This is a genomic window from Xanthomonas sp. DAR33341 (assembly GCF_003992815.1).
Classification (GTDB): domain Bacteria; phylum Pseudomonadota; class Gammaproteobacteria; order Xanthomonadales; family Xanthomonadaceae; genus Xanthomonas; species Xanthomonas cissicola.
In genome coordinates this window covers 24,462-46,813 of the sequence record NZ_QEYV01000023.1, presented here as the reverse complement: position 1 = coordinate 46,813, position 22,352 = coordinate 24,462, and the positions used below count along the sequence as shown (strand labels likewise).

General features: G+C 66.2%; 23 protein-coding genes, 2 tRNA genes and 1 other RNA gene. 8 read left to right on the top strand and 18 right to left on the bottom strand.

Translation table 11 applies throughout. The features are described 5' to 3' along the window. Positions 1-275: 275 nt before the first annotated feature. The 3 genes from EO156_RS08860 to EO156_RS08850 are packed head-to-tail and all read right to left on the bottom strand — an operon-like array spanning position 276 to position 4,953. Positions 276-2,108, bottom strand: a complete 1,833-nt coding sequence (locus EO156_RS08860; RefSeq protein ID WP_016850009.1) for a hypothetical protein — start codon at positions 2,106-2,108, stop codon at positions 276-278. After that, entirely contained in the window at positions 2,108-3,103 is a 996-nt protein-coding gene (locus tag EO156_RS08855) for a glycosyltransferase (RefSeq protein WP_005920495.1), read from the bottom strand. The genes EO156_RS08860 and EO156_RS08855 overlap by 1 nt, the downstream gene beginning before the upstream one ends. Beyond that, a complete protein-coding gene (locus EO156_RS08850; RefSeq protein WP_016850008.1) occupies positions 3,100-4,953 on the bottom strand; it encodes a glycosyltransferase family 39 protein in 1,854 nt (617 codons plus the stop codon). Before EO156_RS08850 ends, EO156_RS08855 begins: the two co-directional genes overlap by 4 nt. A 37-nt stretch (positions 4,954-4,990) precedes the next feature. Between EO156_RS08850 and EO156_RS08845 the strand changes: the two genes are divergently transcribed. Genes EO156_RS08845 through EO156_RS08830 form a run of 4 tightly spaced genes read left to right on the top strand, consistent with a single transcriptional unit; the run spans position 4,991 to position 9,381 of the window. Beyond that, complete coding sequence (locus EO156_RS08845) at positions 4,991-5,944, top strand: MoxR family ATPase (RefSeq protein WP_003483851.1); 954 nt, start codon at positions 4,991-4,993, stop codon at positions 5,942-5,944. A gap of 5 nt (positions 5,945-5,949) precedes the next feature. Beyond that, a complete protein-coding gene (locus EO156_RS08840; protein WP_016850007.1) occupies positions 5,950-6,906 on the top strand; it encodes a DUF58 domain-containing protein in 957 nt (318 codons plus the stop codon). Beyond that, positions 6,899-8,851, top strand: a complete 1,953-nt coding sequence (locus EO156_RS08835) for a DUF3488 and transglutaminase-like domain-containing protein (RefSeq protein WP_016850006.1) — start codon at positions 6,899-6,901, stop codon at positions 8,849-8,851. The genes EO156_RS08840 and EO156_RS08835 overlap by 8 nt, the downstream gene beginning before the upstream one ends. Beyond that, positions 8,848-9,381: a Slp family lipoprotein gene (locus EO156_RS08830; protein WP_016850005.1), complete on the top strand. Its 534-nt coding sequence runs from the start codon at positions 8,848-8,850 to the stop codon at positions 9,379-9,381. The genes EO156_RS08835 and EO156_RS08830 overlap by 4 nt, the downstream gene beginning before the upstream one ends. Before the next feature lie 118 nt (positions 9,382-9,499). Here the strand turns inward: EO156_RS08830 and EO156_RS08825 are convergent, their stop codons facing one another. The 4 genes from EO156_RS08825 to dnaX form a co-directional block, all read right to left on the bottom strand. Continuing rightward, the gene (locus EO156_RS08825) at positions 9,500-9,850 is read right to left on the bottom strand and encodes a histidine triad nucleotide-binding protein (protein ID WP_003483844.1); all 351 of its coding nucleotides are present in this window, start codon (positions 9,848-9,850) and stop codon (positions 9,500-9,502) included. Positions 9,851-9,955: 105 nt separating this feature from the next. Then, positions 9,956-10,549, bottom strand: a complete 594-nt coding sequence (recR, locus tag EO156_RS08820) for a recombination mediator RecR (protein ID WP_016850004.1) — start codon at positions 10,547-10,549, stop codon at positions 9,956-9,958. Positions 10,550-10,646: 97 nt separating this feature from the next. Continuing rightward, positions 10,647-10,967, bottom strand: a complete 321-nt coding sequence (locus EO156_RS08815) for a YbaB/EbfC family nucleoid-associated protein (protein WP_005913896.1) — start codon at positions 10,965-10,967, stop codon at positions 10,647-10,649. A gap of 6 nt (positions 10,968-10,973) precedes the next feature. Then, positions 10,974-13,043, bottom strand: a complete 2,070-nt coding sequence (gene dnaX / locus EO156_RS08810) for a DNA polymerase III subunit gamma/tau (RefSeq protein WP_029828274.1) — start codon at positions 13,041-13,043, stop codon at positions 10,974-10,976. Between the two features lie 135 nt (positions 13,044-13,178). On the opposite strand from dnaX, the gene EO156_RS08805 reads away from it, so the two are divergent. Together EO156_RS08805 and ffs are read left to right on the top strand one after the other, a co-directional pair. Then, a tRNA-Ser gene (locus tag EO156_RS08805) sits at positions 13,179-13,271 on the top strand. A 75-nt stretch (positions 13,272-13,346) separates the two neighbouring features. Next, positions 13,347-13,443: signal recognition particle sRNA small type (gene ffs / locus EO156_RS08800), an RNA gene on the top strand. A gap of 380 nt (positions 13,444-13,823) precedes the next feature. Here the strand turns inward: ffs and EO156_RS08795 are convergent. From EO156_RS08795 to EO156_RS08765, 7 genes are read right to left on the bottom strand one after another with little or no spacing between them, the layout of a single operon-like run. Further along, positions 13,824-14,270 carry a molybdenum cofactor biosynthesis protein MoaE gene (locus EO156_RS08795; RefSeq protein WP_016849060.1) on the bottom strand — a complete coding sequence of 149 codons (447 nt, stop codon included), beginning with the start codon at positions 14,268-14,270 and terminating at the stop codon, positions 13,824-13,826. Further along, positions 14,267-14,512, bottom strand: coding sequence for a MoaD/ThiS family protein (locus EO156_RS08790; protein WP_016849059.1), 246 nt, complete (start codon positions 14,510-14,512; stop codon positions 14,267-14,269). Before EO156_RS08790 ends, EO156_RS08795 begins: the two co-directional genes overlap by 4 nt. Beyond that, positions 14,509-15,006 (bottom strand): cyclic pyranopterin monophosphate synthase MoaC, encoded by a 498-nt coding sequence (moaC, locus tag EO156_RS08785; RefSeq protein WP_026006840.1) that lies wholly within the window; start codon positions 15,004-15,006, stop codon positions 14,509-14,511. The genes EO156_RS08790 and moaC overlap by 4 nt, the downstream gene beginning before the upstream one ends. A 25-nt stretch (positions 15,007-15,031) precedes the next feature. After that, positions 15,032-15,412, bottom strand: coding sequence for a nuclear transport factor 2 family protein (locus EO156_RS08780; protein WP_016849057.1), 381 nt, complete (start codon positions 15,410-15,412; stop codon positions 15,032-15,034). Further along, positions 15,409-16,440 carry a GTP 3',8-cyclase MoaA gene (gene moaA, locus EO156_RS08775; RefSeq protein ID WP_016849056.1) on the bottom strand — a complete coding sequence of 344 codons (1,032 nt, stop codon included), beginning with the start codon at positions 16,438-16,440 and terminating at the stop codon, positions 15,409-15,411. The genes EO156_RS08780 and moaA overlap by 4 nt, the downstream gene beginning before the upstream one ends. Next, positions 16,440-17,189 (bottom strand): MBL fold metallo-hydrolase, encoded by a 750-nt coding sequence (locus EO156_RS08770; RefSeq protein ID WP_003483831.1) that lies wholly within the window; start codon positions 17,187-17,189, stop codon positions 16,440-16,442. Before EO156_RS08770 ends, moaA begins: the two co-directional genes overlap by 1 nt. Continuing rightward, the gene (locus EO156_RS08765; protein WP_005913881.1) at positions 17,189-17,938 is read right to left on the bottom strand and encodes a 3-deoxy-D-manno-octulosonic acid kinase; all 750 of its coding nucleotides are present in this window, start codon (positions 17,936-17,938) and stop codon (positions 17,189-17,191) included. The genes EO156_RS08770 and EO156_RS08765 overlap by 1 nt, the downstream gene beginning before the upstream one ends. A gap of 20 nt (positions 17,939-17,958) precedes the next feature. Here EO156_RS08765 and EO156_RS08760 point away from each other — a divergent pair, with 20 nt between their 5' ends. Next, positions 17,959-19,008, top strand: a complete 1,050-nt coding sequence (locus EO156_RS08760; RefSeq protein ID WP_016849055.1) for a glycosyltransferase family 9 protein — start codon at positions 17,959-17,961, stop codon at positions 19,006-19,008. Between the two features lie 183 nt (positions 19,009-19,191). On the opposite strand, the gene EO156_RS08755 is transcribed toward EO156_RS08760, so the two are convergent. Both EO156_RS08755 and EO156_RS08750 read right to left on the bottom strand, forming a co-directional pair. Continuing rightward, positions 19,192-19,596: a DUF6165 family protein gene (locus EO156_RS08755; protein ID WP_003483824.1), complete on the bottom strand. Its 405-nt coding sequence runs from the start codon at positions 19,594-19,596 to the stop codon at positions 19,192-19,194. Positions 19,597-19,853: 257 nt separating this feature from the next. Beyond that, positions 19,854-19,944 (bottom strand) — tRNA-Ser (locus tag EO156_RS08750). Between the two features lie 196 nt (positions 19,945-20,140). On the opposite strand from EO156_RS08750, the gene EO156_RS08745 reads away from it, so the two are divergent. Beyond that, entirely contained in the window at positions 20,141-20,845 is a 705-nt protein-coding gene (locus EO156_RS08745) for a PP2C family serine/threonine-protein phosphatase (RefSeq protein ID WP_003483822.1), read from the top strand. A 297-nt stretch (positions 20,846-21,142) separates the two neighbouring features. Here EO156_RS08745 and dnaQ read toward each other — a convergent pair whose 3' ends face one another. Together dnaQ and rnhA are read right to left on the bottom strand one after the other, a co-directional pair. Next, entirely contained in the window at positions 21,143-21,877 is a 735-nt protein-coding gene (gene dnaQ, locus EO156_RS08740) for a DNA polymerase III subunit epsilon (protein WP_005913877.1), read from the bottom strand. 8 nt (positions 21,878-21,885) lie between these two features. Then, positions 21,886-22,338 (bottom strand): ribonuclease HI, encoded by a 453-nt coding sequence (gene rnhA, locus EO156_RS08735; protein WP_005913875.1) that lies wholly within the window; start codon positions 22,336-22,338, stop codon positions 21,886-21,888. Positions 22,339-22,352 lie beyond the last annotated feature (14 nt).

Genomic DNA, 22,352 nt, shown 5'->3' with positions numbered 1-22,352 from the left:
ATCAGCACTGCGTGTTTGGCGGATCAATTTGTAGGGCCGCACGTGGCCTGCTGGAACACGCGCGCGCTCGAATTCCAGCCTCAACTGCGTGTCCCCGCAAACGCGCGCAGGCTGCCGGCTCGCACCTAACTTTCGGAGCGACCAATAACACGTCGCGCGCGGTCGCCATGTGGGTGTCGGCGGCGAGCAGGAACAGCAGTGCACGCGTGGCGCATGCAGCACCGAGCGGCGGCCGCGTCCGCCTGGCGGTGAGCGCAGGCGCTTGTTGGCTGCTCTTAATTCGGTAGCGCCAGCTGACAGAACTGATACGGATAGACGGCCTGCCCCACCTGCGAGGACAGCGTGCGGCAACGCGCGGGATCCAACGTCAGCCCGTACGCTGCCAGGCGCTGTTGCGCAGCCTCGCGCACGGCCTGATCTGCGGCTGCGATATCCAGCGCCTTGCCTTTGGGAATAGCCAGTACGCAGCGATCAGGCTGTGAGGTATCCAGTTCGGCACGCAGACCGCGTGCGACCAACCAGCGCAGCCGCGTGCATCCCGGCTGACGCTCCCAGCCGAACTGCTGCGCCAGGCGATTCATGCGATCGATGCGCAATTGCTGCTTGTCACGCGCCGCCCCCAACATCGCGTAAAGCTGCGATCGCTCGGCAATCAATGCACGCACGCGCTGTCGGTAGTGGTCGGTCTCGGAGATATTGGTGGCAACCCCGATGTAGCGCGCCTGCGACGGCAACAACGGCACGCGCCAGGATTGCGGTTCGTCGCCGACCAGCAACACACTGGACGCTGCGGGATTCCCGAGCACCGGCTGCTCCACCTGGAAGCTCTCGCGCGACCAGGACTCATGCCCCCAGTCCTTCCAGCCGACCACCGCAACCAGCGCGCATGCGCCGATCAACCAGGCGGCCTTGCGATTTGCGCGCGCGGCAAATGCATGCCGGCACACGATCCACAGCACCAGCGGCGCCAGCAGCTCCAGTACCACCAGATAGCGGTGGATGCTGAAAATCGCCTGCCACAGCGCATACGCCACGCCAAAGAACACCAGCAGCACGATGGCAGTGCGATCGACAGCGGCAGCACGCACCGGACGACGCACCAACGCACGCCCTGCAGCAATCGCCACCACCCCATACAGCACTGCCCAGCCCGCCTGCACCAGACCGAGATCGCCGATGCGCTGCGGCTTGAGCGTAAACAGCAGCGGCCAGATGAGCTGCTCGCCGATAGTGCGCGGCAACCAGCGCACATCAGCGATCGAGACCGGCTGGGCCAGCGGCGATTTGAACACGCCGTTGAACTGCGGAAACAGCGGGTTGCCCAGGTGCTGCCAGACCTGCCAATACCAAGGGCCAGCCACCAGCAACAGCACCAGCAGCGCAACGCCCGCCAGCACACTCAACGCGAGCACGCGCGAGCGCAGGCGGCCACCGTCGCACAGCACTGCCGGCACCAATGCCAACGCATACAACGCATTGGTGAGCTTGAGCGCCACCGCCAGGCCGATCAACGCACCAGCAACGGCCCACAGATGCACGACGTGCAAGCCATTGCGCGCCCTGAACTGCGCCAACAACACAACCGCCAATGCAGCCAGCACCGGAATTGCACTGGCTGTGTCCCCCATGGTGTTGCCGAGTTCGGACAGGAACACCGCACTGCACATTCCAGCCAACGCGAACAGCGGCACCCACTGCGCGCGGCGGGATTCATTCGACAATACCCGCCACGCCAGCGCCGCCAGCGGGATGAAGACCAGCGCATGCAAACCACCGAGCAACGCACCGGCCACCGGCCCGGGCAGCTGCAGCATCAGCCAGGCATGCATCGCATCGAGCAGCGGGCTGAAATAGCTCTGCATCTGCGCTGGGGCCAGATCCGTGCCCAGTCGGTCGCTTGCCCAGGCATCGCCGATATAAAGATGGTAATTGCGCAAATCCCAATTGGCGTCCTGCCCCAGGCCAAGCGACAGCAATGCCCCCAACAGGAGGACCGCGACCACTGCCGATGCGATCTGGCGCTGCGAATGAAACCCGAACCAGCGATCTGCCCACCGCAACACACGCTGCCGCCGCGCAACAGGTGCAGAGCCCGCAATCGATGCCATCAGCGACGTTCCTTGTTGTCTTCTACCGCGACCAGCCTGCCGACGCCCGGCTCGGACAAATACGCCAGATGCTTGGCCTCCACCCGTCCACGCGTGACGGTATCCAGAATCAGACCGCAGGCCAGCAGCAGGAAGCCGAGCAGCATCAGCGCCACGCACAGAATTGCAGTGGGGAAGCGCGGCACCAGCCCGGTCTGGAAATAGGTCTCGAACAAGGGGATCGCCAGCACCACCGACAATGTGGCGCTGAGCACGAAGCCGATCGAGAAGAACAGTAACGGCCGCTCGGCCTTGAACAATTTGACGATCGTGACGAGGATGCGCCAGCCATCGCGCCAGGTGTTCAACTTGCTTTGCGAGCCTTCCGGACGCACGCCATAGGCGGTTTCGACCTCGGCCACCGGCATGCGCAGCTGCAAGGCATGCACGGCCAGTTCGGTTTCGGTCTCGAAGCCCTGCGCGTGGGCGGCGAACGATTTGACGTAGCGCCGCGAGAACACCCGGTAGCCGGACAGCATGTCGTCGAAGCTGCGGCCGAACAGCAGCCCCGCGCAGCGCGTCAGCAAGACGTTGCCCAACCGATGCCCCGGCCGATACGCGGCCTGCTGCTGATCGCGCCGCGCACCGACCACCATGTCCAGGCGCTCGTCGACCAGCTTGCGCACCAGCGCCGGCGCGGCGGCGGCATCGTAGGTGGCGTCGCCATCGACCAACACGTAGATGTCGGCCTCGACATCGGCAAATCCACGCCGTACCACGTTGCCCTTGCCCTGCAATGCGACACGACAGACCTGGGCGCCTGCCGCCGCGGCGATCGCTGCGGTGGCATCGCTGGAATTGTTGTCCAGCACATGAATCACCGCTCCCGGCAAAGCGGCAGAAAAATTGCCGACGACCGCAGCGACCGTCGCCGCTTCGTTGTGGCACGGCACCAGCACGGCGATTCGAATCCCGGGCACCGGCGCGGGATGGGCAACAGGCATGGCATCGGTCATCGCGTGCTCTGAGGTGCTGAAACGGTAAGGGGCTGCTCCCACCAATCCTCGACGCTGCCGTCGCGGCCATGCAGGCGCAGGCCCAGCCAGTGCGTGCCGGGCGGCAAGGCGTGGGTGTCGAGCGTTGCAGTGAAGCCGACGTTGGGATGCTGCGGGTCGGTGGAGATTTTCCAGTACGGGCGCACATCCAGCGGCGTGCCGTAGGTGGCCTGCGCGATCGGGCGACCGTCGAGCAGCAGCTCGACATTCGCTAGCCCAACGCCATCCTTGAAGGCCCAGCCACGCACTTGAAGCGTGCCGGACACGGCGACATCCGGCAGCGGCGCATCGATCCACGCCATCGCCGGGGTCACGCACGGCCCGGGCTGGCGTTGCGCGGGCAGTGCGAACAGCAGAAAGCGCTGATAGCCGTGATCGGTGGAGACCACAGTGGGCGGCGGCAGCGGGCCGACCATGTCGCAGATGGCGTGGTAACGCGTGAGCAGGTCGCGGTAGCGCTGATCGCTGGGCGAGAGCACCAGCAGCCGCTGCCCGTCACGCGTACCGTCGCTGAGCAACCCCCACTGCTGCAGCTGCGCGCTGCGCCCGTGCTTGTCGTTCAACGCGGCACGCAGCACCTCGATCTTGGCATCGTGCAACTGGAAGCCGAGCTCGGCGCCAACCTTGAAGTTCTCCGCCAACACGCGCGTGCCCGGCGGCATCTGCGCCAGCCGCGATTTGACCGCAGCCGCCAGATCGTTCCAGCCGGCGAAGTTGCGCGGGTAGTATTTTTCGCCGGCGGTATGCGCGCGGATCGACGGCACCGACACCGCCAGGTAGTAGCCGTATGCGCCGAGCATGCCCAGCAGTGCGATCAACCACGCCGTGCGGCGTAGCGGATGCGGCCAGCGCATCAGGATCACCGGCACCGCCACCAGCAGCGCCAGATAGCCGGGCAGCGGCCAGTGGAAGCTGATCCGCTCGGCATCGCTGAAGAAGCCCAGCACGAAGATCGCCACGGTCGAAATGCCGCCGAGCAAGCCGAAATAGCGCCATTGCGCGCGCGAGCCGCCGCCGCTGCGGGTGCCGGCCAGACCGACCTTGACCATCGCCCAGGCCAACAGCGGCGTCACCGCCACCGTCTGGATCAGCACAAACCACAGCCCGCCGATCTGGAACCGCCACGGATGCCGGTCGACCAATTGAAAGCGCAGCCCGGCATCGTCGTGGTCGGTATTCCAGAACAGCAGCGGCAGCCAGCTCACCGCGCCGACGGTCAGCGCCATCCAGATGCGTGGGTCGCGCATCACCGCACGCCCCTGCGGGATGCACAGCAATGCGATGCAGCCCACCCCGATCACCCCGACAAAGCGGTAGTGGCTGAGCGCACCGATGACCAGGCCGATGGCGAGCTCCAGCGCGCTGGTGGCATCGACCTCGCGCAACAAGCGCGCACCGGCATCCATGCACAGCACCGCCGCCAATGCCATCGGCACATCCGGCACGGCCAGAATGCCCAGCGTGGCCGACAGCGGCATCAGCAAGGTCAGGCTGCCGGCCTGCCAGCCCAGCGTGGAGCCGAACCAGCGCGTGGCGATATGCGCGATCAACCAGGGAATCAGCGCGGAAATGGCCAGAAACGGCAGCCGCAACGCCAGCAGATGATGTCCGCCCAGCTCCACGCCCAGCCGCGCCAGCCAGGCGGTCATGCCCGGCAGATCCGAATACGCCGCCGCCAGATGCTGGCCTTCCTGCCAGTAGAAGGCCTCGTCAACGAAGAGCGGCAAGCGTGCGGCGATCAACAGCTTGACGGCTGTCGCCAGTGTCCACAGGATCACGAAGGTGCGATGTGCGCGTTGGTCCCCCTGCATTGCCCTGTGCACTCTTCTTTCCACCTACGGAATTGTGATGTCGACACCGCTGCGTTCCACGGAAATGCTAACCGATGCGCTGCGTCAATCGCTGCGGCGCGCACAAGACCAGGTCAATTCGCTGCTGCTGGGCAAGGCGCAGGAAGTGCGGCTGGCGTTCGTGGCACTGCTGTCCGGAGGACATTTATTGATCGAGGACCTGCCCGGCCTGGGCAAGACCACCCTCGCCCATGCGATGGCCTCCAGCCTGGGGCTGGGCTTCCAGCGCGTGCAGTTCACCTCCGACCTGCTGCCGGCCGATGTGCTGGGCGTGTCCGTCTACGACGCCGCCTCGCGGCAGTTCCAGTTCCATCCCGGCCCGGTGTTCACCAACGTGCTGCTGGCCGACGAAATCAACCGGGCTCCGCCGCGTACGCAGAGCTCGCTGCTGGAAGCGATGGCCGAGCAGCAGGTGACGCTGGATGGCGTGACGCATGCATTGCCGGAGCCGTTCTTCGTGATTGCCACGCAGAACCCGGTCGATCTGTCGGGCACCTTCCCGCTGCCCGACTCGCAGCTGGACCGCTTCCTGCTGCGGCTGAGCCTGGGCTACCCCAGCGCCGATGCCGAGCGTGCGCTGCTGTCGGGCACGGATCGGCGCGAACTGATCGCCCAGGCCGCCCCGCAATTGAGCGACGCCGACGTGGTCGCGCTGCGCGGGGTGGTCAACCAAGTCCATACCAGCGATGCGCTGATCGGCTATGTGCAGGCCTTGTTGCTGCGTAGCCGCCAGCATGCCGGGGTGCGCGTGGGCCTGTCGCCACGCGCCGGGATCGCCTTGCTGCGCGCGGCCAAGGCCTATGCACTGCTGCTCGGGCGCGAGCACGTGCTGCCCGAAGACGTGCAGGCGCTGTTTGTGGCTGTGGCCGGGCACCGGCTGGTGCCGGAAGCCGAATCGTCGTCCGGGCCGGCGCTGGCCAAGGCGCTGCTGCATAGCGTGCCGGTGGACTGACTCAGGTGCGTGCGCACATGCGCGGCATCGTCCGCCGACTCAGCCTGCTGGTGCGGCCGCGGGGCGCGGAAGGCTTGCCGATCGTGCTGGATCGGCGGCGCATCTATGTGCTGCCGACCCGCTTCGGGCTGTTCGTCACGGCGTTACTGCTGGCGATGCTGCTCGGCGCACTGAACTACAACAACAATCCGGCGCTGCTGCTCGCACTGCTGCTGGCCACGGCCGGGATCGCCAGCAGCATCATGGCGCACCTGCAGCTATCGGCGCTGCGTATCGAAGCGGTATCGGCCGAACCGGTGGTCGCCGGCGAACCGCTGCGCATGCGGGTGTCGTTGGCGCGTCGCGATACCCGCGCACGACGCGGGCTGCGCCTGGATCACCTGGACCGCAGTGGCTTCTGTGCGTTGATCGAGCACGATATGGCCGAGGTCGATCTGCTGGTGCCGACCCAGCGCCGCGGCTGGCAGGATATCGAGCGCATTCGTCTGTCCAGCACCCAGCCGCTGGGCCTGGTGCGCGCCTGGTCGTGGGTATGGCCGGAAACGCCGTTGCTGGCCTATCCCAGGCCCGAAGAACAAGGTCCGGCGCTGCCCGATGGTGCGGGCTCGCCCAACAAGACGCGCCTGCATGCGCAAGGCGAAGAGCTGCACCAACTGCGCCCGTATCGCGCTGGCGACGCCCCGCGCACGATCTCCTGGAAACACTCGGCACGGCGCGACACGCTCTTGGTGCGCGAATACGAACAGCCACTGGGAATCGACGTCACACTGGACTGGCGTGCACTCAACGCGCTGCCGTATGAGCGCCGCATTGCGCGCCTTGCCCGCTGGGTCAACCTGGCCGAACGCGACGGGCGCCGTTATCGCCTGCTGCTGCCTGGCCAGCCACCGTTAGGTCCCGCGCAGGGACCTTCGCACCACCACCTGTGCCAACGCGCCCTGGCCCTGCTTCCGCATGACTGAGCCCACCCTCCCGATCAGCCAAGCCAGCCGCGCCTGGGTGCTGGCCACCAGTTGGCTGGCATTGACGCCGTTGCTGTTGCAGTTGCCGGGCCTGCTTGCGGCCACTGTCGCGGTGGCCGCGGTGCTGGTCGGCGTGCTGAGCTGGCGCGGCACCTTGATGGCGCCGGTGCGGCTGTTGTTGGTGATCGCAATGCTGGCGGCGGTGTACTGGCAGATCGGCATGCGCTTCGGCCGCGACACCGGCTGCGCGGTGCTGGCATCGATGCTGGCGATCAAGACCTCCGAGCTGCGCACCCTGCGCGATGCACGCAGCCTGTTGGGTTTTGCGTTGTTCGCACCGTTTGCCGCCTTTCTGCTCGACCAGGGCCCGGCGACGATGGGCCTGGCGCTGCTGGCGGTGGTCAGCGCCTTGCTGAGCATGCAGCGGCTGGCCGACGAAGAACACCACACCGCCACGCCGGCCCTGCGCCTGCAATTGCGCGGTATCGGCAAGCTGGTCGCCATCGGCGTGCCGCTGGCCCTGGCCACGTTCTGGTTGCTGCCGCGCCTGAGTGCGCCGCTGTGGGGCGTGCCCGAACGCGCGCTCTCCCGGCCTGGCCTGTCGGACAACATGTCGCCGGGCGAATGGATCGACCTGATGGCCGACGACAGCCCGGCCTTGCGCGTGCAATTCGCCGGCAAGGCGCCGCCGCCGCAACAGCGCTACTGGCGCGGCCCGGTGATGTGGGACTTCGACGGCCGCACCTGGCAGCGCGCGCGCTGGACCGGCCGCGCCCAGCCCGCTTCGGTCACCGCAGGCCCGCAAACCTACCGTTACCGCCTGGATTACGAGCCCACCGATCGCCGCCAACTGGTGTCGCTGGATCTGCCTACACAAGGCGTGCCCAACGCCGAGTTATCCCCAGACTACGAACTGTTCGCGCAACGTCCGTTGAGCGCACTGACCCGCTGGGACCTGCAATCGGCACCGCCAACGCGCTTCGATGCCGACCTGCCCGATCAGTTGCGCAAGCGTGCCCTTGCCCTGCCGCCCGGTTTCAATCCGCGCACGCTGACGCTGGCACGGCAATGGCGTCGCGAGGCCGGCAACAACGACGATGCGGTGGTGCAGCGCGCGCTGCAGTGGATCACCCGCGAATTCGCCTACACGCTGGAAACGCCGCTGCTCGGCCGCAACAGCGTCGACGAATTCCTGTTTCAGCAAAAGGCCGGTTTCTGCGAACACTTCAGCTCCTCGTTCGTGGTGCTGATGCGTGCGGCCGGCATCCCGGCGCGCGTGGTGACCGGGTACGCCGGCGGCACTTACAACCGGCTGGGCAATTACTGGGTGGTACGGCGCATGGATGCGCATGCCTGGACCGAAGTCTGGCTGGCCGGGCGTGGCTGGGTGCGCGTGGACCCCACCGCCGCAGTGGCGCCGGAACGCATCTACGACACGCTCGAAGATCGCCTGCAAACCGGCGGCGGCAACGACTTCGCCGACCTTGGCACATGGGCCAGCCTGGGCCAGGTCAGCGACTGGCTGCGGCGAGGCTGGAACGAGCTGGTGCTGTCCTTCGATGCCGATCACCAGCAACGGCTGCTGCAACCCTTCGGCATCGATCGCCTGGACACCTCGCAACTGGCCGCCATCTTCGGCGTGTTCGCGGTGAGCGCGCTGGCGTGGATGGGCTGGCTGCTGGCACGGGGCGAACGTGAGCGCGACCCGTTGCTGCGCGCCTGGCACCGACTGAGCCACCGCTACCGCAAGCTCGGCCTTGCCCGTGAACCGCACGAACCGGCCAGTGTGTGGGCGCAACGTGTCGCCCGCTCACACCCGAATACGCCCCTGTTGGCACTCAGCCAACGTTTCGCTGCCGCGCGATACGCTGGCGCTGATTCGGACAGCGCCCCTCTCTTGAAAGACTTGCTGCAGCATCGCCCGCGAACCGGAGCTTCCTCATGAGTACCCGTTTTCTTGTTCCTCTTATCGCTGTGCTCGGGCTCGCAGCCTGCGCCACCGCACCCAAGCCGCTGCAGGGCCAGTTCCCCGCGGTCAGTCCGAGCGATTCCACCGCCAGCGCCCAAGTCGGCACGCCCGTGCGCTGGGGTGGCAAGATCATCAAGACCACGCCTGGCCAGGGCCAGACCTGCTTCGAGCTGATCTCGCGCCCGCTCAATGCCAGCGGTCGCCCCGACCGTAATGCCGTGGATGCCAGCGATGGCCGCTTCCTGGCCTGCCGCTCTGGCTTCTACGATCCAGCGGTGTTCGAGCCGGGGCGCGAAGTGACCTTCATCGGCAAGATCGAAGGCTACGAAACCACCAAGATCGGCGAGTACGACTACAAGCTGCCCAAGGTCAATGCCGACGTGGTCTACCTGTGGCCGATCGTGCGCGATGTGGAAGTCGTGCCGGCTTACCCGTATGGCCCGTGGGGCGACCCGTGGGGTCCGCGCTGGGGCGGCGGTTGGGGTTGGGGCCGCGGCTGGTGGTGATGCGCCGCTGACCTAAGCGTGACTCGCAAAAACGCCGCTCGCAGGGAGCGGCGTTTTTGTCTGTGCGCGATGATCGCTGGTTACGCGGCTTGCCCGCAACGCATGACCCAACGACCCATCACGGCGTACCGAAACGGCCCAGCGGCGCACCGGCCAGCAGATGCAAATGGATATGGAAGACCGTCTGGCCGGCATGCTCGCGGCAATTCATCACGATGCGGTAGCCGTCTTGCGCCAGCCCTTGCGCGCGCGCGTAGGTCGCCGCCGCGATTGCCAGCTTGCCAACCAACAGCGCCTGCTCCGGCGGGACATCGTCCAGGGTCGGAAAAGCGTGCTGCTTGGGAATGAAGAGCACATGCACTGGCGCCTGCGGCGCGATGTCTTCGAAGCCCAGCACCTCATCGTCTTCATAGACGATGGTGGCCGGAATTTCGCGACGAATGATTTTGCCGAAGATGGTGTCAGACATGGGATGGGAATAGGGAATCGGGGTTGGGGAATCGCAAGAGCTTACCGCGCGTGCTTCTGACTTTGCGTCTCCGATTCCCTATTCACCATTCCCGATTCCCGGCCCTCAAAGCACCTCACTGCGGGTGCCGAAGGCGTGCGACAGGGTGCCGCGGTCCACGTACTCCAGCTCGCCGCCCAGCGGCATGCCCTGGGCAAGCCGGCTCGGGCGCACTGCGCGCTGGCGGGCAAGCTGCGCCAGGTAATGGGCGGTTGCCTCGCCTTCCACGGTGGCGTTGGTGGCGATGATCATTTCGGTCACTTCGCCAGCAGCCAGACGTTCACTGAGCCGGTCCAGCCCCAGTTCGCGCGGGCCGATGCCATCCAGCGGCGACAGGCGCCCCTGCAGGATGAAATACAGCCCGCGGTAGCCGGTGGCGTGCTCGATCGCCAGGCGGTCGGCCGGCGACTCCACCACGCACAGCTGCTGCCGGTCGCGGCTGCTGCTGGCGCAGATGGTGCAGATTTCCGATTCGGTGAAGTCGCGGCACTGCACGCAATGCCCTACCTTTTCCACCGCGCTGCCCAACGCAGCGGCAAGCCGACGCCCGCCCTCACGCTCGCGCTCGAGCACGTGATAGGCCATGCGTTGCGCCGATTTCTGGCCCACACCGGGCAATACCCGGAAGGCCTCGATCAGTTGTTCGAGCAGAGTGGACATTGGGCCGGGAATCGGGAATCGGGAGTAGGGAATTGTGAAAAGCAAGACCGCATTCGCTCTTGCGATTCCCCATTCCCAATTCCCAATTCTCCCTCGCTCAGAACGGGAGCTTCATGCCCGGCGGCAACTGCATGCCGGCGGTCGCCGAGCCCATGCGGTCCTTGGATTCGGCGTCGATCTTGTTGGAGGCGTCGTTGAAGGCGGCGGCGATCAGATCCTCGGCCATCTCCTGGTCGGAGAGGATGCTTGGGTCGATGCGCACCTTGCGGCACTCCTTGGCGCCGGTCAGCGTCACGCTGACCATGCCACCGCCAGCGGTGCCGGTGACTTCCAGCTTGGCCAGTTCTTCCTGGGCGCGCTGCAGGTTTTCCTGCATCTTCTGCGCCTGCTGCATCAGTTGGGCAATGTTTCCACGCATGGGTCGTTACTCGTCGTAAGGGCGGATGGAATCGGGCACGATCCGCGCGCCTTGCTGCTGAACCAGCAGCTGCACCGTCGGGTCGTTCATGAAGGCTGTTTCGGCCGCGCTCTGGCGCTCGCCTTTCTGGCGGCTGGCACGCTCATGCAAGGTTTCGACGTCGGCGCTGCCGGTTTCGACGACGATGCGCGGCGGGCCTCCCAACACCGGTGCCAGCGCCTGCGCGAGATTGGCGATGGAGCGCTCGGAGTTGAGATATTCGAAGCCCGGCGCGAGTGCGAGCCGCAGCACGCCATCGCGATGGCCGATAAACGCGGCGTTGGCGGCCAGCTGGCGCGACGGGCCATTCAAGCCACTGCGCGTCACCAGCTCCAGCCATTGCTCGGCATCGGCGATGCGGCCGTCATCGAGCAGGGCCGCCGCGTCGGTTGCCGCGTCTGATGCAGACCCTGCCGTTGCCGCTGACGCGACCACCGCTGGCTCTTCAGGCGACGAGGGTTCGACAAGCGCGGCCGGTGAAGGCACTACAACCGAAGCCGGAGCTTCCACCGCAGCGTCAGACGCAATCCCATCGGGTTGCGCGAGCTCGACGGGTGCAGACGGCGGAGCCATTGCCGCTTCAGGCGCAAGCACGCCCATCGTGTCGGGTGTAGGCGTGGCCCGCGCACGCACCGGCGCATCGTCCACTGCCCAGGGCGGCGTGTCGTCATTGCGCGCATTGGCTGCAGACGCGCGACTGGCCGGAGAAGACTCTTGGGGAGAAAGCACGACAAGGGGAGCCGGAGTTGCCCGGGTCCCTGATGCCGGCAAGGACGCCTCCGCAGCCGCAACAGGCATCGTATCCGTCACCGCAGTCGGCGCGGCCACTACGGCGGGCGCGGACGTCACCGGTGCCGCCGCTACTGGAGCAGCAAGCTGACCGCCGGCAGCGGCCGAACGCGCGCCACCGCCAGCAGTGGCACCGCGCCCGTCATCCGAGCCGCCAGCCGGTACCGCCGCTGCGGGGCGAAAGGCGAGCATGCGCAGCACCGCCATTTCGAAACCGGCGCGCGGGCTGGGCGCCAGATACAGATCGCGGCGCCCGTTCAGCGCCATCTGGTACCACAACTGCACCACTTCCGGCCGCAGCTGCGCCGCAAACGGGGTTGGGTCGATGCCGTCGCCGACAAAGGCCACCGAGGGCACCAGCTGCTGCACCTGCACTCGATGCAACGCCTCGGCCAGGGCCTCCAGCACGCCGCTCCAGTCGGGCGAAAATTCGGCCAGCGCCGCCACTACCTGCAGCAGGCGCGCGCCATCGCCGTCGGTCAACGCGTGCAGCATGGCGCCGACCTGGGTGCGATCGACCGTGCCCAGCATGGTGCGCACCACGTCCTCGCGCAGCGCGCCGCCGGCATAGGCGATCGCCTGGTCCAGCAGCGACAGACCATCGCGCAGCGAACCGTCGGCCGCCTTGGACAGCTGCACGATCGCCGACGGATCCGATTCGATCTGTTCGGCGGCCAGGATGCGTGTCATCTGGCCCTGAATCTGGTCTTCGTCCAACCGCTTGAGGTTGAACTGTAGGCAGCGCGACAGCACCGTCACCGGAAGTTTCTGCGGATCGGTGGTGGCCAGCAGGAACTTCACGTGTTCCGGCGGCTCTTCCAGCGTCTTCAGCAGCGCATTGAACGCCGCCTTGGAGAGCATGTGCACTTCGTCGATCAGGTAGACCTTGAACTTTCCGCGCGAGGGCATGTACTGGGCGTTCTCGATCACCTCGCGCACGTCGTCCACGCCGGTGTTGGACGCGGCGTCGATCTCCAGCAGGTCGATGTAGCGACCGGCATCGATGTCCAGGCAGGCCGGGCACGTCCCGCACGGATCGGCACTGGTGCCGGTCTCGCAATTGAGCGATTTGGCGAAGATGCGCGCGATGGTGGTCTTGCCCACGCCACGGGTGCCGGTGAACAGGAACGCGTGATGCACGCGCCCACTGTCGAGCGCGTTACTGAGCGCGCGGACCACGTGTTCCTGGCCTACGAGTTCGGCAAAACGCTTCGGGCGCCACTTGCGGGCGAGAACAAGATAAGACATCGGGCAACCGGCTTTGTTTGAGCCGATATTGTGCCACGCCCGGTCTCCACGACTGCGGCTGGAAGATTCAGCTTGTGGTACGGGCCGGCGACCGCTAGAATTTGCGGCCCTGTTCGACCACAGTCGTGCAGGCACGGAGAGGTGTCCGAGTGGTTGAAGGAGCACGCCTGGAAAGTGTGTAAGCGTCTAAACCGCGCTTCGGGGGTTCGAATCCCCCTCTCTCCGCCAGTTTTATGATTTGCGCAAAGGCACCAACGCCGCAAATCGCAGGGTCATGCCAATGGCCCGCGTCTTATGGTGGCCCCGTCGGTCCCTCGCGACGCTAGATCGAAAATCCCGCCAGGGCCGGAAGGCAGCAACGGTATCGATTGATGCGGGCGCCGAGGTCAACCGGCGGGGACACCACCCTAACTTTCGACAATGCCAGGCGAACTAGCTGGAATCTCCAGCTTGGGCGCGATTGATCGAACAACAGCGATCATCACGTGCAGCGCTGCGCTCATTCGCAAGCCGAGGCGAAAAGCCCATCAGTCACTGGTGCCCGCCGTGGCGACGGCGCACGCATCCCGCAGCGTTAGCGTCTCCCACGGCGCGATGCGGGCGCCGAGGTCAACCGGCGGGGATACCACCCCAACTTCGAAAGACTCCAGGCGAGCCGCCCGGAGCATCGACTTGCGCGCGATTGATCCAGCGAAAAGCAGCAGGCAGCTCGTGCTGCGCCGCGCGCTTATGCAACGCCGGTCGCCTGCTCACGCGCGGATGCGCACCGCATCCAACCTGCTACGGTTGCGATTGGGGATGCAACCAACCCGCGTCGCCTTCCAGGTAATGCTCGTGCTTCCAGATCGGCACGCGCGCCTTGACCTCATCGATGATGTAGCGACATGCGTCGAATGCGGCGCCACGATGCGCCGCGCTGACGCCGACCCACACCGCCATCTCGCCGACACGCAGCTCGCCCACGCGGTGCACGCAATGCGCGTGCACGATGGCGAATCGCTGCATTGCTTCGTCAAGAACACGCTGCCCCTCCGCCTGCGCGAGCGCGGCATAGGCTTCGTAGCGCAAGCCGGCCACGCCGCGGCCTTCGTTGTGATTGCGCACCCAGCCTTCGAAGCTGGCGAACGCGCCGGCATGCGGATGTTCCACCCCGGCACGCAGCTGATCGATCGGCAACGGCACCTCGGAAAGCGCAAAGATCGCGGCGACCTGCTCGTTCACAGTCAACCTCCCGACACCGGCGGAATGAACACCACTTCGCTGCCGTCGCGCAGCGCATCCTCCCAGCGCGCGAATGCGCCATCGACAGCCACACGCAACTGCGCAGGCGTCCAGCGCAGGCCATGCCGTGCATCGAGTTCTGCATACAGGCCGCGCAGATCCTGCGCGCCGGTCTGCACACGCTCGTCGGCAATGCCTGCAGCCTCGCGCAGGCTGGCGAAGTACAGCACCGTCACCATGACCGTCATTGTTCCGCTCCGATGCCGCGCTTGCCGCCGCGCTTGGACACCAATTTGGTCGGGCCGATGCTCATGCTGTGCGACAACGCCTTGCACATGTCATACACCGTCAACGCGGCCACGCTGGCCCCGGTCAGCGCCTCCATTTCCACCCCGGTGCGATGCACGCAACGCACCGTGCAACGGATGTCCAGCACCTGCTCGCCTGCCCAGTCGATCTCGAAACGACACGCATCGATCGGCAATGGATGGCAGAACGGAATCAATTCGTGCGTGCGCTTGACCGCCATGGTGCCGGCAATCACCGCCGTCTCCACGATGCCGCCCTTGGCACTACGCAAGCCGTTGGCGCGCAATTGTGCGGCCACGGCAGCCGGAAAGCGCACGCGGCTTTCCGCGGTGGCGCTACGGGCGGTAACCGCCTTGTCCGAGACATCCACCATGGTGGGGAGCCCGGCATCGTCCAGATGGGTGAGGCGTGCGGAACGGGATTTTGCAGGCATGGGAAACGACGCGAACGACAGGCCATCAGGATGCGGCATTCTCGGTGAACAAGGTGCCTTGATGGAACAGCAGCTGCCATCCAGCAGCATTCCTGCGCCACAACGAGCTGCGCAAGGCCTGCCGCTCAACACCCTGCCGGCGATCCATCGACCGATAGCGCACCTGCGCCAGATCCGGTGCCAACCGCGCGCATTCGAAGTCGTCTGCGCAGTACTCGGCAGCGACACCGGGGACGCGCAAGGCCGCGATTACCTCGCTCCGCGTGTACCGATGGCCCGACGTACCGAACTCGCCAAATGCCGGATCAAGCAGCGCTTCCAAGACCTGCACATCGGCACGCTGCTGCGGATCGAGCAGACGCAGCTCCAGCGTGCGCAACTGCACCAGCAGCGCGTCCTCGCTCATCCGCCGATCAAGAACATCTCGACCGGCTTGCCGCGCCGTGGCACCGAGGCGCGCACTTCGCTGTAGCGGTCGCCACGCACGCTCCAGCGCTGGCGCAGATGCGTCGCCAGCGCAGGCGCGCCATTGGCCAGGGCCGGCTTGAGGTCATGGCCCTGGCTGGCGAACAGGCAGGTATACAGATGCCCGTCTGCCGAAACGCGCGCACGCTGGCAATCGCCGCAGAACGGCACGCTGACCGAACTGACGAAGCCCACTTCGCCGGCGCCATCCGCGAACGCGTGGCGCTGGGCCACTTCCCCGGTGTAATTGGCGTCCAGCGCCACCAGCGGCCAGCGCGCGTGGATGCGTTCGTGCAGTTGCGCAGAGGTCACCACCGCATCCGGGGTCCAGCCATTGCAGCTGCCCACATCCATGAATTCGATGAAGCGCAGCACGTGCCCAGTGCCGCGGAAGTGCTCCACCAGCGGCAGCACCTGATCTTCGTTGACGCCACGCTGCACCACGCAATTGATCTTCAGCCGCTGAAAACCGGCCTGCTCGGCGGCGGCGATGCCGGCCAGCACCTGCGCAATCTCGCCGCGATCGCCGCTCATGCGCCTGAACAACGCCGGTTCCAGCGCATCCATGCTGACGGTGATGCGGCGCAGCCCGGCCTGCCGCAGCGCGACGGCCTGGCGGGCGAGCAAGGTGCCGTTGGTGGTCAGTGCCAGATCTTCGATGCCCTCGATCGCGGTCAGCCGTGCGATCAGGCTCGGCAGGTCGCGACGCAGCAGCGGCTCTCCGCCGGTCAGGCGCACCTTGGTCACCCCGACCGAGACGAAGGCACGCACCAGGGTTTCCAGCTGATCGAAACTCAACCGCTGCTGTGAATCGAGGCCGTAATCGTCGGGCACGCGATCGGCCGGCATGCAGTACCCGCAGCGGAAATTGCAGGCTTCGATCACCGACAGGCGCAGATCGCGCAGCGGGCGGCCGTAGCGGTCCTGCATCGGCGCCGTCACGAGATCCGGCTGCAGCAAGGCGCCCATCAGGGCACCGTCGCGGCGGTCGGGTTCGCCAACGCGAGGTATTGACCGGGCACGGCAACGCGGTGGCCACGTGCACGCAGCACATCGCCGTCGGCGTCGCTGGCGTAGTGGTACAGCAGCATGCGGCTCAACAGGTCCTGCGGGTATTCCCGCTCCAAATCGTCCACGCCAGTATGCGACGGGTTGCCGTGAACGCCGCAGTCATGTGCGATGAGCTCGCTGTCGTCCGCATAACGCTTCAGCATTTCCGGGATCGGCCGGGTATCGCCGGTCCAGACCAGCGCGCCCTTCAGACGCAGTCCGTAAGCCGTCTCGGGCCAGTGGTGGCGTACCGGGAACACTTCCAGCCGCACGCCGTCGTGCCAGAACGCATCGCCGACCGGCACCAGCTGAAACGCATCCCAGAAGTTCGCCCCGCCCTCGGCCAGCACGTTCGGGTAATCGGCGATGCGTCGCTGCAGCAGCGGCACCACCGGCGCTGGCACGTACAGGCGCGTGCGTCCGCGGCGCTCGGAGAAATAACTGTCGACGAACACCCGTTCCAGCCCACCGACATGGTCCAGATGCACATGGGTGATGAAGATTGCCTGTGGCAGCTGGCCATAGTGGGCCTGATAGGCGGTCAGCCCCTCGCTGCCGCAATCGATGGTCAGCCAGGGCGCACCGGCGCGCTCGAGCGTGGCCATCGGCGAGCCAAGCGCCACCGCCGACGCATTGCCGACTCCCTGCACCCGCAAGGCCCAGTCCATCAGTAGCCCCGGCCCCAGGCCAGTTCGTAGGCGCGATGCAGGCGCGCATAGTCCTTGTCGACGTCCTCGCGGCTGCGGTTACCGCGCAGCTTCAACAGCGAGCGATGCAGCCGCTTGAGGTTGCGCTCGCGCCAGCGCGTGGCCGGAATGCGCAGCACGCCGCGGTCGAAGTCGATCAGCCAGCCATGCCCGCCGGCATCGAACAGGATGTTGTGCGCGTTGAGATCGGCATGATCCAGGCCAGCGCGATGGAAGCGTGCAATCAGCTGGCCGGTCGCCTCCCACGGCGCACCGCGTCCGGCCACCTGGGCGTGCTCGGCCAACGAGCGCACGTTTTCCAGCCGCTCCATCAACAGCGCAGCGCGATAACCCAGGCCTTCGCGCAGGTAGCAGGCAGCCAACGGACGTGGCACCGGCAACTTGCGTTTAATCAGTTCACGCATCAGCCGGAACTCGGCAAAACTGCGCGTGCGCCCCGCCCCTTTCCACAGGTAGCGATCGCGGCTCACGCGTGCGGCCATGCCGCCGCGCAGGTACTGCCGCAACACGCTATGGCCGAATGGCGCATCCACGAACCACGCGCCGCCACGCCCGCCTGCATCCACCGGACGCGCCCTGTCGCCCCACGATTGCGGCGAAAACAGGCTGGCATCGGCTTGCCGCAGCCGTTCGCGGTCGAACAGAATGGCGCCATAACCGCGACCTTCGCGGTACGGCGCCAGCGCTTCGGTGGCATCGAAAGAAACCATCTATCGAGTCTAACAACACCATGGCTGTAACGCCCGCATCGCTGTGTTTGCTGCGCTTGTCCGCCCTGGGCGATGTCACGCACGTGGTGCCACTGGTACGCACGCTGCAGGCAGGGTTTCCTGAAACCCAACTGCATTGGATCATCGACCGGGCCGGGCTCAAATTGCTCGATGGCCTGCCCGGCGTGCAGTTCCATGCCTACGACAAACGCAGTGGCGTGGCCGGCATGCGCGCGCTCCGTCGGTCGCTGGCCCCGCTGGGGCGTTTCGATGCCTTGCTGCAGATGCAGGTGGCCTTGCGCGCCAATGTGCTGTCGGCCTTCGTGCCGGCGCGGCGACGCATCGGCTACGACCGCAGCCGCTCCAAGGACCTGCACGGCCTGTTCGTCAACGAGCGCATTGCCGACCGCCCTGGCATCCATGTGCTCGACGCCATCGGCAGCTTTTCCGAGCCGCTGGGCCTGCGCCAGACCCAGGTGCGCTGGGACCTGCCGGTGCCCGATGAGGCACACACTTGGGCACGCGCGCAATGGGACGACGATGGCCGCCCGGTACTGATGATTTCGCCGTGCTCCAGCCACGCGCGTCGCAACTGGTATCCCGATCGCCATGCCGCGCTGGCCGATCATGCCGCCGCGCAGGGCTGGCGGATCGTGCTGTGCGGCGGCCGCAGCGACCTGGAACGCAGCACTGCCGATGCCATCGTCGCAGCCGCACGCACGCCGATGCTGGATCTGGTTGGCAAGGACACCCTCAAACAGCTGCCCGCACTGCTTGCGCGCGCGAACCTGGTGGTCACGCCGGATTCCGGGCCGATGCATATCGCCAACGCCATGGGCACGAAGGTGCTCGGCCTGCATGCCGCCAGCAACCCGCGACGGAGCGGCCCGTACTCGGACGTGCGCTATTGCGTGGACCGTTACGACGCCGCTGCGCGCAAATTCCTGCAGAAACCGGCCGACCAGCTGAGCTGGGGAAGGAAGATCGAATTCGACGAGGTGATGTCGCTGATCACCGTGGATGACGCGATCGCCGCCTTTGAGCGTTATCGCGCCGACCATCGGCGTTAGGGATTCGGCACCGCGATTGAAGGCGCATTGCATTCAAAAATGCTGACTGCCAGACACCGTGCAGATACCGCCAATCAACGCCGACGTCACAACCGCAGGCACCGCCCAATCGCTTAATGCCAGTCACCATGACTGGGCGATGGCGCCGACCAGGCGGCCAGCGCGATCGGTCAACCGGCGCGCTCAGGCGCCGGTAGCGCGATAGTCCTGATAGGACTTTTCTTCCACATACGAAGAACCCAGCGCCAGGTTGATCTCTTTCTTGATGCGCGCGCGCTCGTCGTTCTCGATATACACGCTGCGCGCCAGCTGCACGAAGGCATCGTCGAAGCTCTGCGCCTGCTCCTTGAGCCGGATGTCGTCCTCGATCACCCACAGCCGCTCATTGACGGCCTTGAGCTCGGCGCGCAGGCGCACGATGTCGTGCCCGGCGGCCGGATGCGCCATCCAGCTGGTTTCCAGCGCAGACAGCTCGTTGCGCACATTGGCCAACTTGGCCGCATCGCGCATGCGCTCGGACTTGATCTGCAGGATCGCGATCTTGTCGAGCAGCTCACCAAACGACACGGGCACCAGGATCTCGGACATGACAGGCCTCCAACGGGGATCGGGCGGATTGTAGTCATCGCCGCGGCCGGCGACGGCTACACATAAACAAAAGCCCCCTTGCGGGGGCCGATGCGAATCTGGCGGCAGAGGGGGATTCACGCGGCACGACGTGCCTTCGCCCTGCGGGCGGCTTCGCCGTGTAGGCAGCTGCGCTGCCTGTCGAACCCGGGGCTCCTCACCCCCCCAATGCCGCCGGCGAAACTCACGCGGCACTGGCACAACTGCTCGCCTCAATCTGGCGGAGAGGGGGGGATTCGAACCCCCGAGGCGCTATAAACGCCTGCCTGATTTCGAGTCAGGTACATTCAACCGCTCTGCCACCTCTCCAGATGGTCCCCAGTGTCCTGGGGCCGTGCATCATACGGGCACATGGCCCCCGCCACAAGCGGCCCGGGCCGGCGTCGACAGGGGCAGCGCGCGTCCAGGCGTGAACCGGTGCTGCGACGCCCGCGCGCGGCGTGTTGCCGCTAACCGGCCGGGCCGCGATGATGGTGGTGCATCTTCTTCTTGGCGACCCGGCCCCATGCTCGAATTCGGACACCTCACCCATGTCGGCCTGCGCCGTGACCTCAACGAGGACACCTATTACGGCGACAGCGAGCTGGGATTGTGGCTGGTCGCCGACGGCATGGGGGGGCATGCCTGCGGGGAAGTAGCCAGCGCATTGGCGCGCGAAACCATCGTGCGAGAAGTTCGCGCCGGGACCCCGCTCGCCCAGGCGGTACGCATCGCCGACGAAGAGATCATCAAGACCTCGCGCCGCTGCAACGACACCCTGCCGATGGGCACCACCGTGGTCGCCGCGCGCGTACTCGGCCAGCGTTTCGAAGTGGCCTGGGTTGGCGACAGCCGCGCCTACCTGTGGCGCGATGGCCGGCTGGCGCAGCTGAGCCAGGACCACAGCTATGTGCAGGAGCTCATCGCCCAAGGCACGCTGACCAGCGAGCAGGCGCGCGCGCACCCGCATCGCAACGTGGTGACCCAGGCACTCGGCGTGACCGACCCGGCGCACCTGAATGTCGCCATCATGCAAGGCGAACTCAAATCCGGCATGCAGCTACTGCTGTGCAGCGACGGCCTGACCGAAGAGGTGGACGATGCCGCCATCGCAGCCACGTTGTCGCAGGCCGATTGCAGCGCGCAGGAATGCGTGGAATGCCTGGTCGCCGCCGCACTGGATGGCGGCGGTTCGGACAACATCACCGCGATCCTGGTGCGCAGTTACTGAGCGCTGCGCGCAAGCGGACAGTTGCGCAACAAAGCGCAGCGACCGCCAGCCATCGTTCAATCCCCATGTGGCCGCTTGGTTTCTGCGACGAAACGTCGCCATCGTTCGTCACGCCTTGCCAGCCACTCTGACGGCAAGCAGAGCCACACCGACGAACATCGCACGTCACTACATGCCGATGTGTTCTGTGTACACCTGCCGTGCGCGCATGCAGCCATCGCCGCAACGGACGACCCAGGTGCGCACATGCACCGCCTTTGCCGACCAACGGCGGCGATGTGCCTCGGGTCCGACGCCTTACCCGGCGACGGCAATCTCTTCGACCGGCGGATCCCACAACGCACGCCCCGCTTTCTTGCGCAACTGCGCCAGACGCGCCTCGTGCGCCTGCGATTCGGAAGCGGTCACCGCAACGCGCGGACGCGGCAACAGCAGCGCCGGATCGAACGCGATCATGCCGCTCGCGGCGTCGGCCTGCTGGCCGGCGTCGGCACTGGCAAACCCGATTTCCTCCTGACCCGAGGTCAGCGCGATATACACATCGGCCAGGATCTGCGCATCGAGCAAGGCGCCGTGCAACTGGCGATGCGAGTTGTCCACGCCCAGACGCTTGCACAGGGCATCCAGGGAATTGCGCTGCCCCGGATAGCGCTCGCGCGCCATCATCAAGGTATCCACCACCGTGGCGCGCTCGACGATGCGCCCGTAGTGATCGCCCAGCAGCGCCAGTTCGTTGTCCAGAAACCCCAGGTCGAACGCGGCGTTGTGGATGATCAGTTCCGCGCCGTCGATATAGGCGAGAAACTCGTCCACCACCTCGCCGAATAGCGGTTTATCGGCCAGAAATTCCAGGGTCAGCCCGGTCACCTCCTGCGCGCCCGGCTCGAAGTCGCAGTCCGGCTTCAGGTAGCGATGGAAATTGTTGCCGCTCGGGCGCCGCTCCAGCAGCTCCACCGCGCCGATTTCGACGACGCGGTTGCCCTTGCGCCATTCCAGGCCGGTGGTTTCGGTATCGAGAATGATCTGACGCATGTGTCCTCTTACGATGTCGCAAGACCACCGCGCTGGGCGATGGCCTGATTGCGGGCGAGCACGTCGACGCGCTCGTTGTCCGGGTCGCCATTGTGGCCTTTCACCCAACGCCAATCGATGCGGTGGCGCTGCGTGGCCGCGTGCAGCCGCTCCCACAACTCGCGATTTTTGACCGGATCGCCCCCGGCGGTTTTCCAGTTGCGTCGCACCCATCCCGGCATCCATTCGGTGATGCCCTGGCGCACGTACTGCGAATCGGTATGCAACACGATCTGACACGGCTCGGTCAGCGTTTCCAGCGCCATGATCGCCGCCATCAATTCCATGCGGTTGTTTGTCGACACCGCCTCACCGCCAGCCAGCTCCTTTTCGCGGCCGTTGTAACGCAACAAGGCCGCCCAACCGCCCGGGCCGGGGTTGCCGAGGCAGGAGCCATCGGTATGCACTTCAATGGATTTCATCAGGTTCCAGAGTT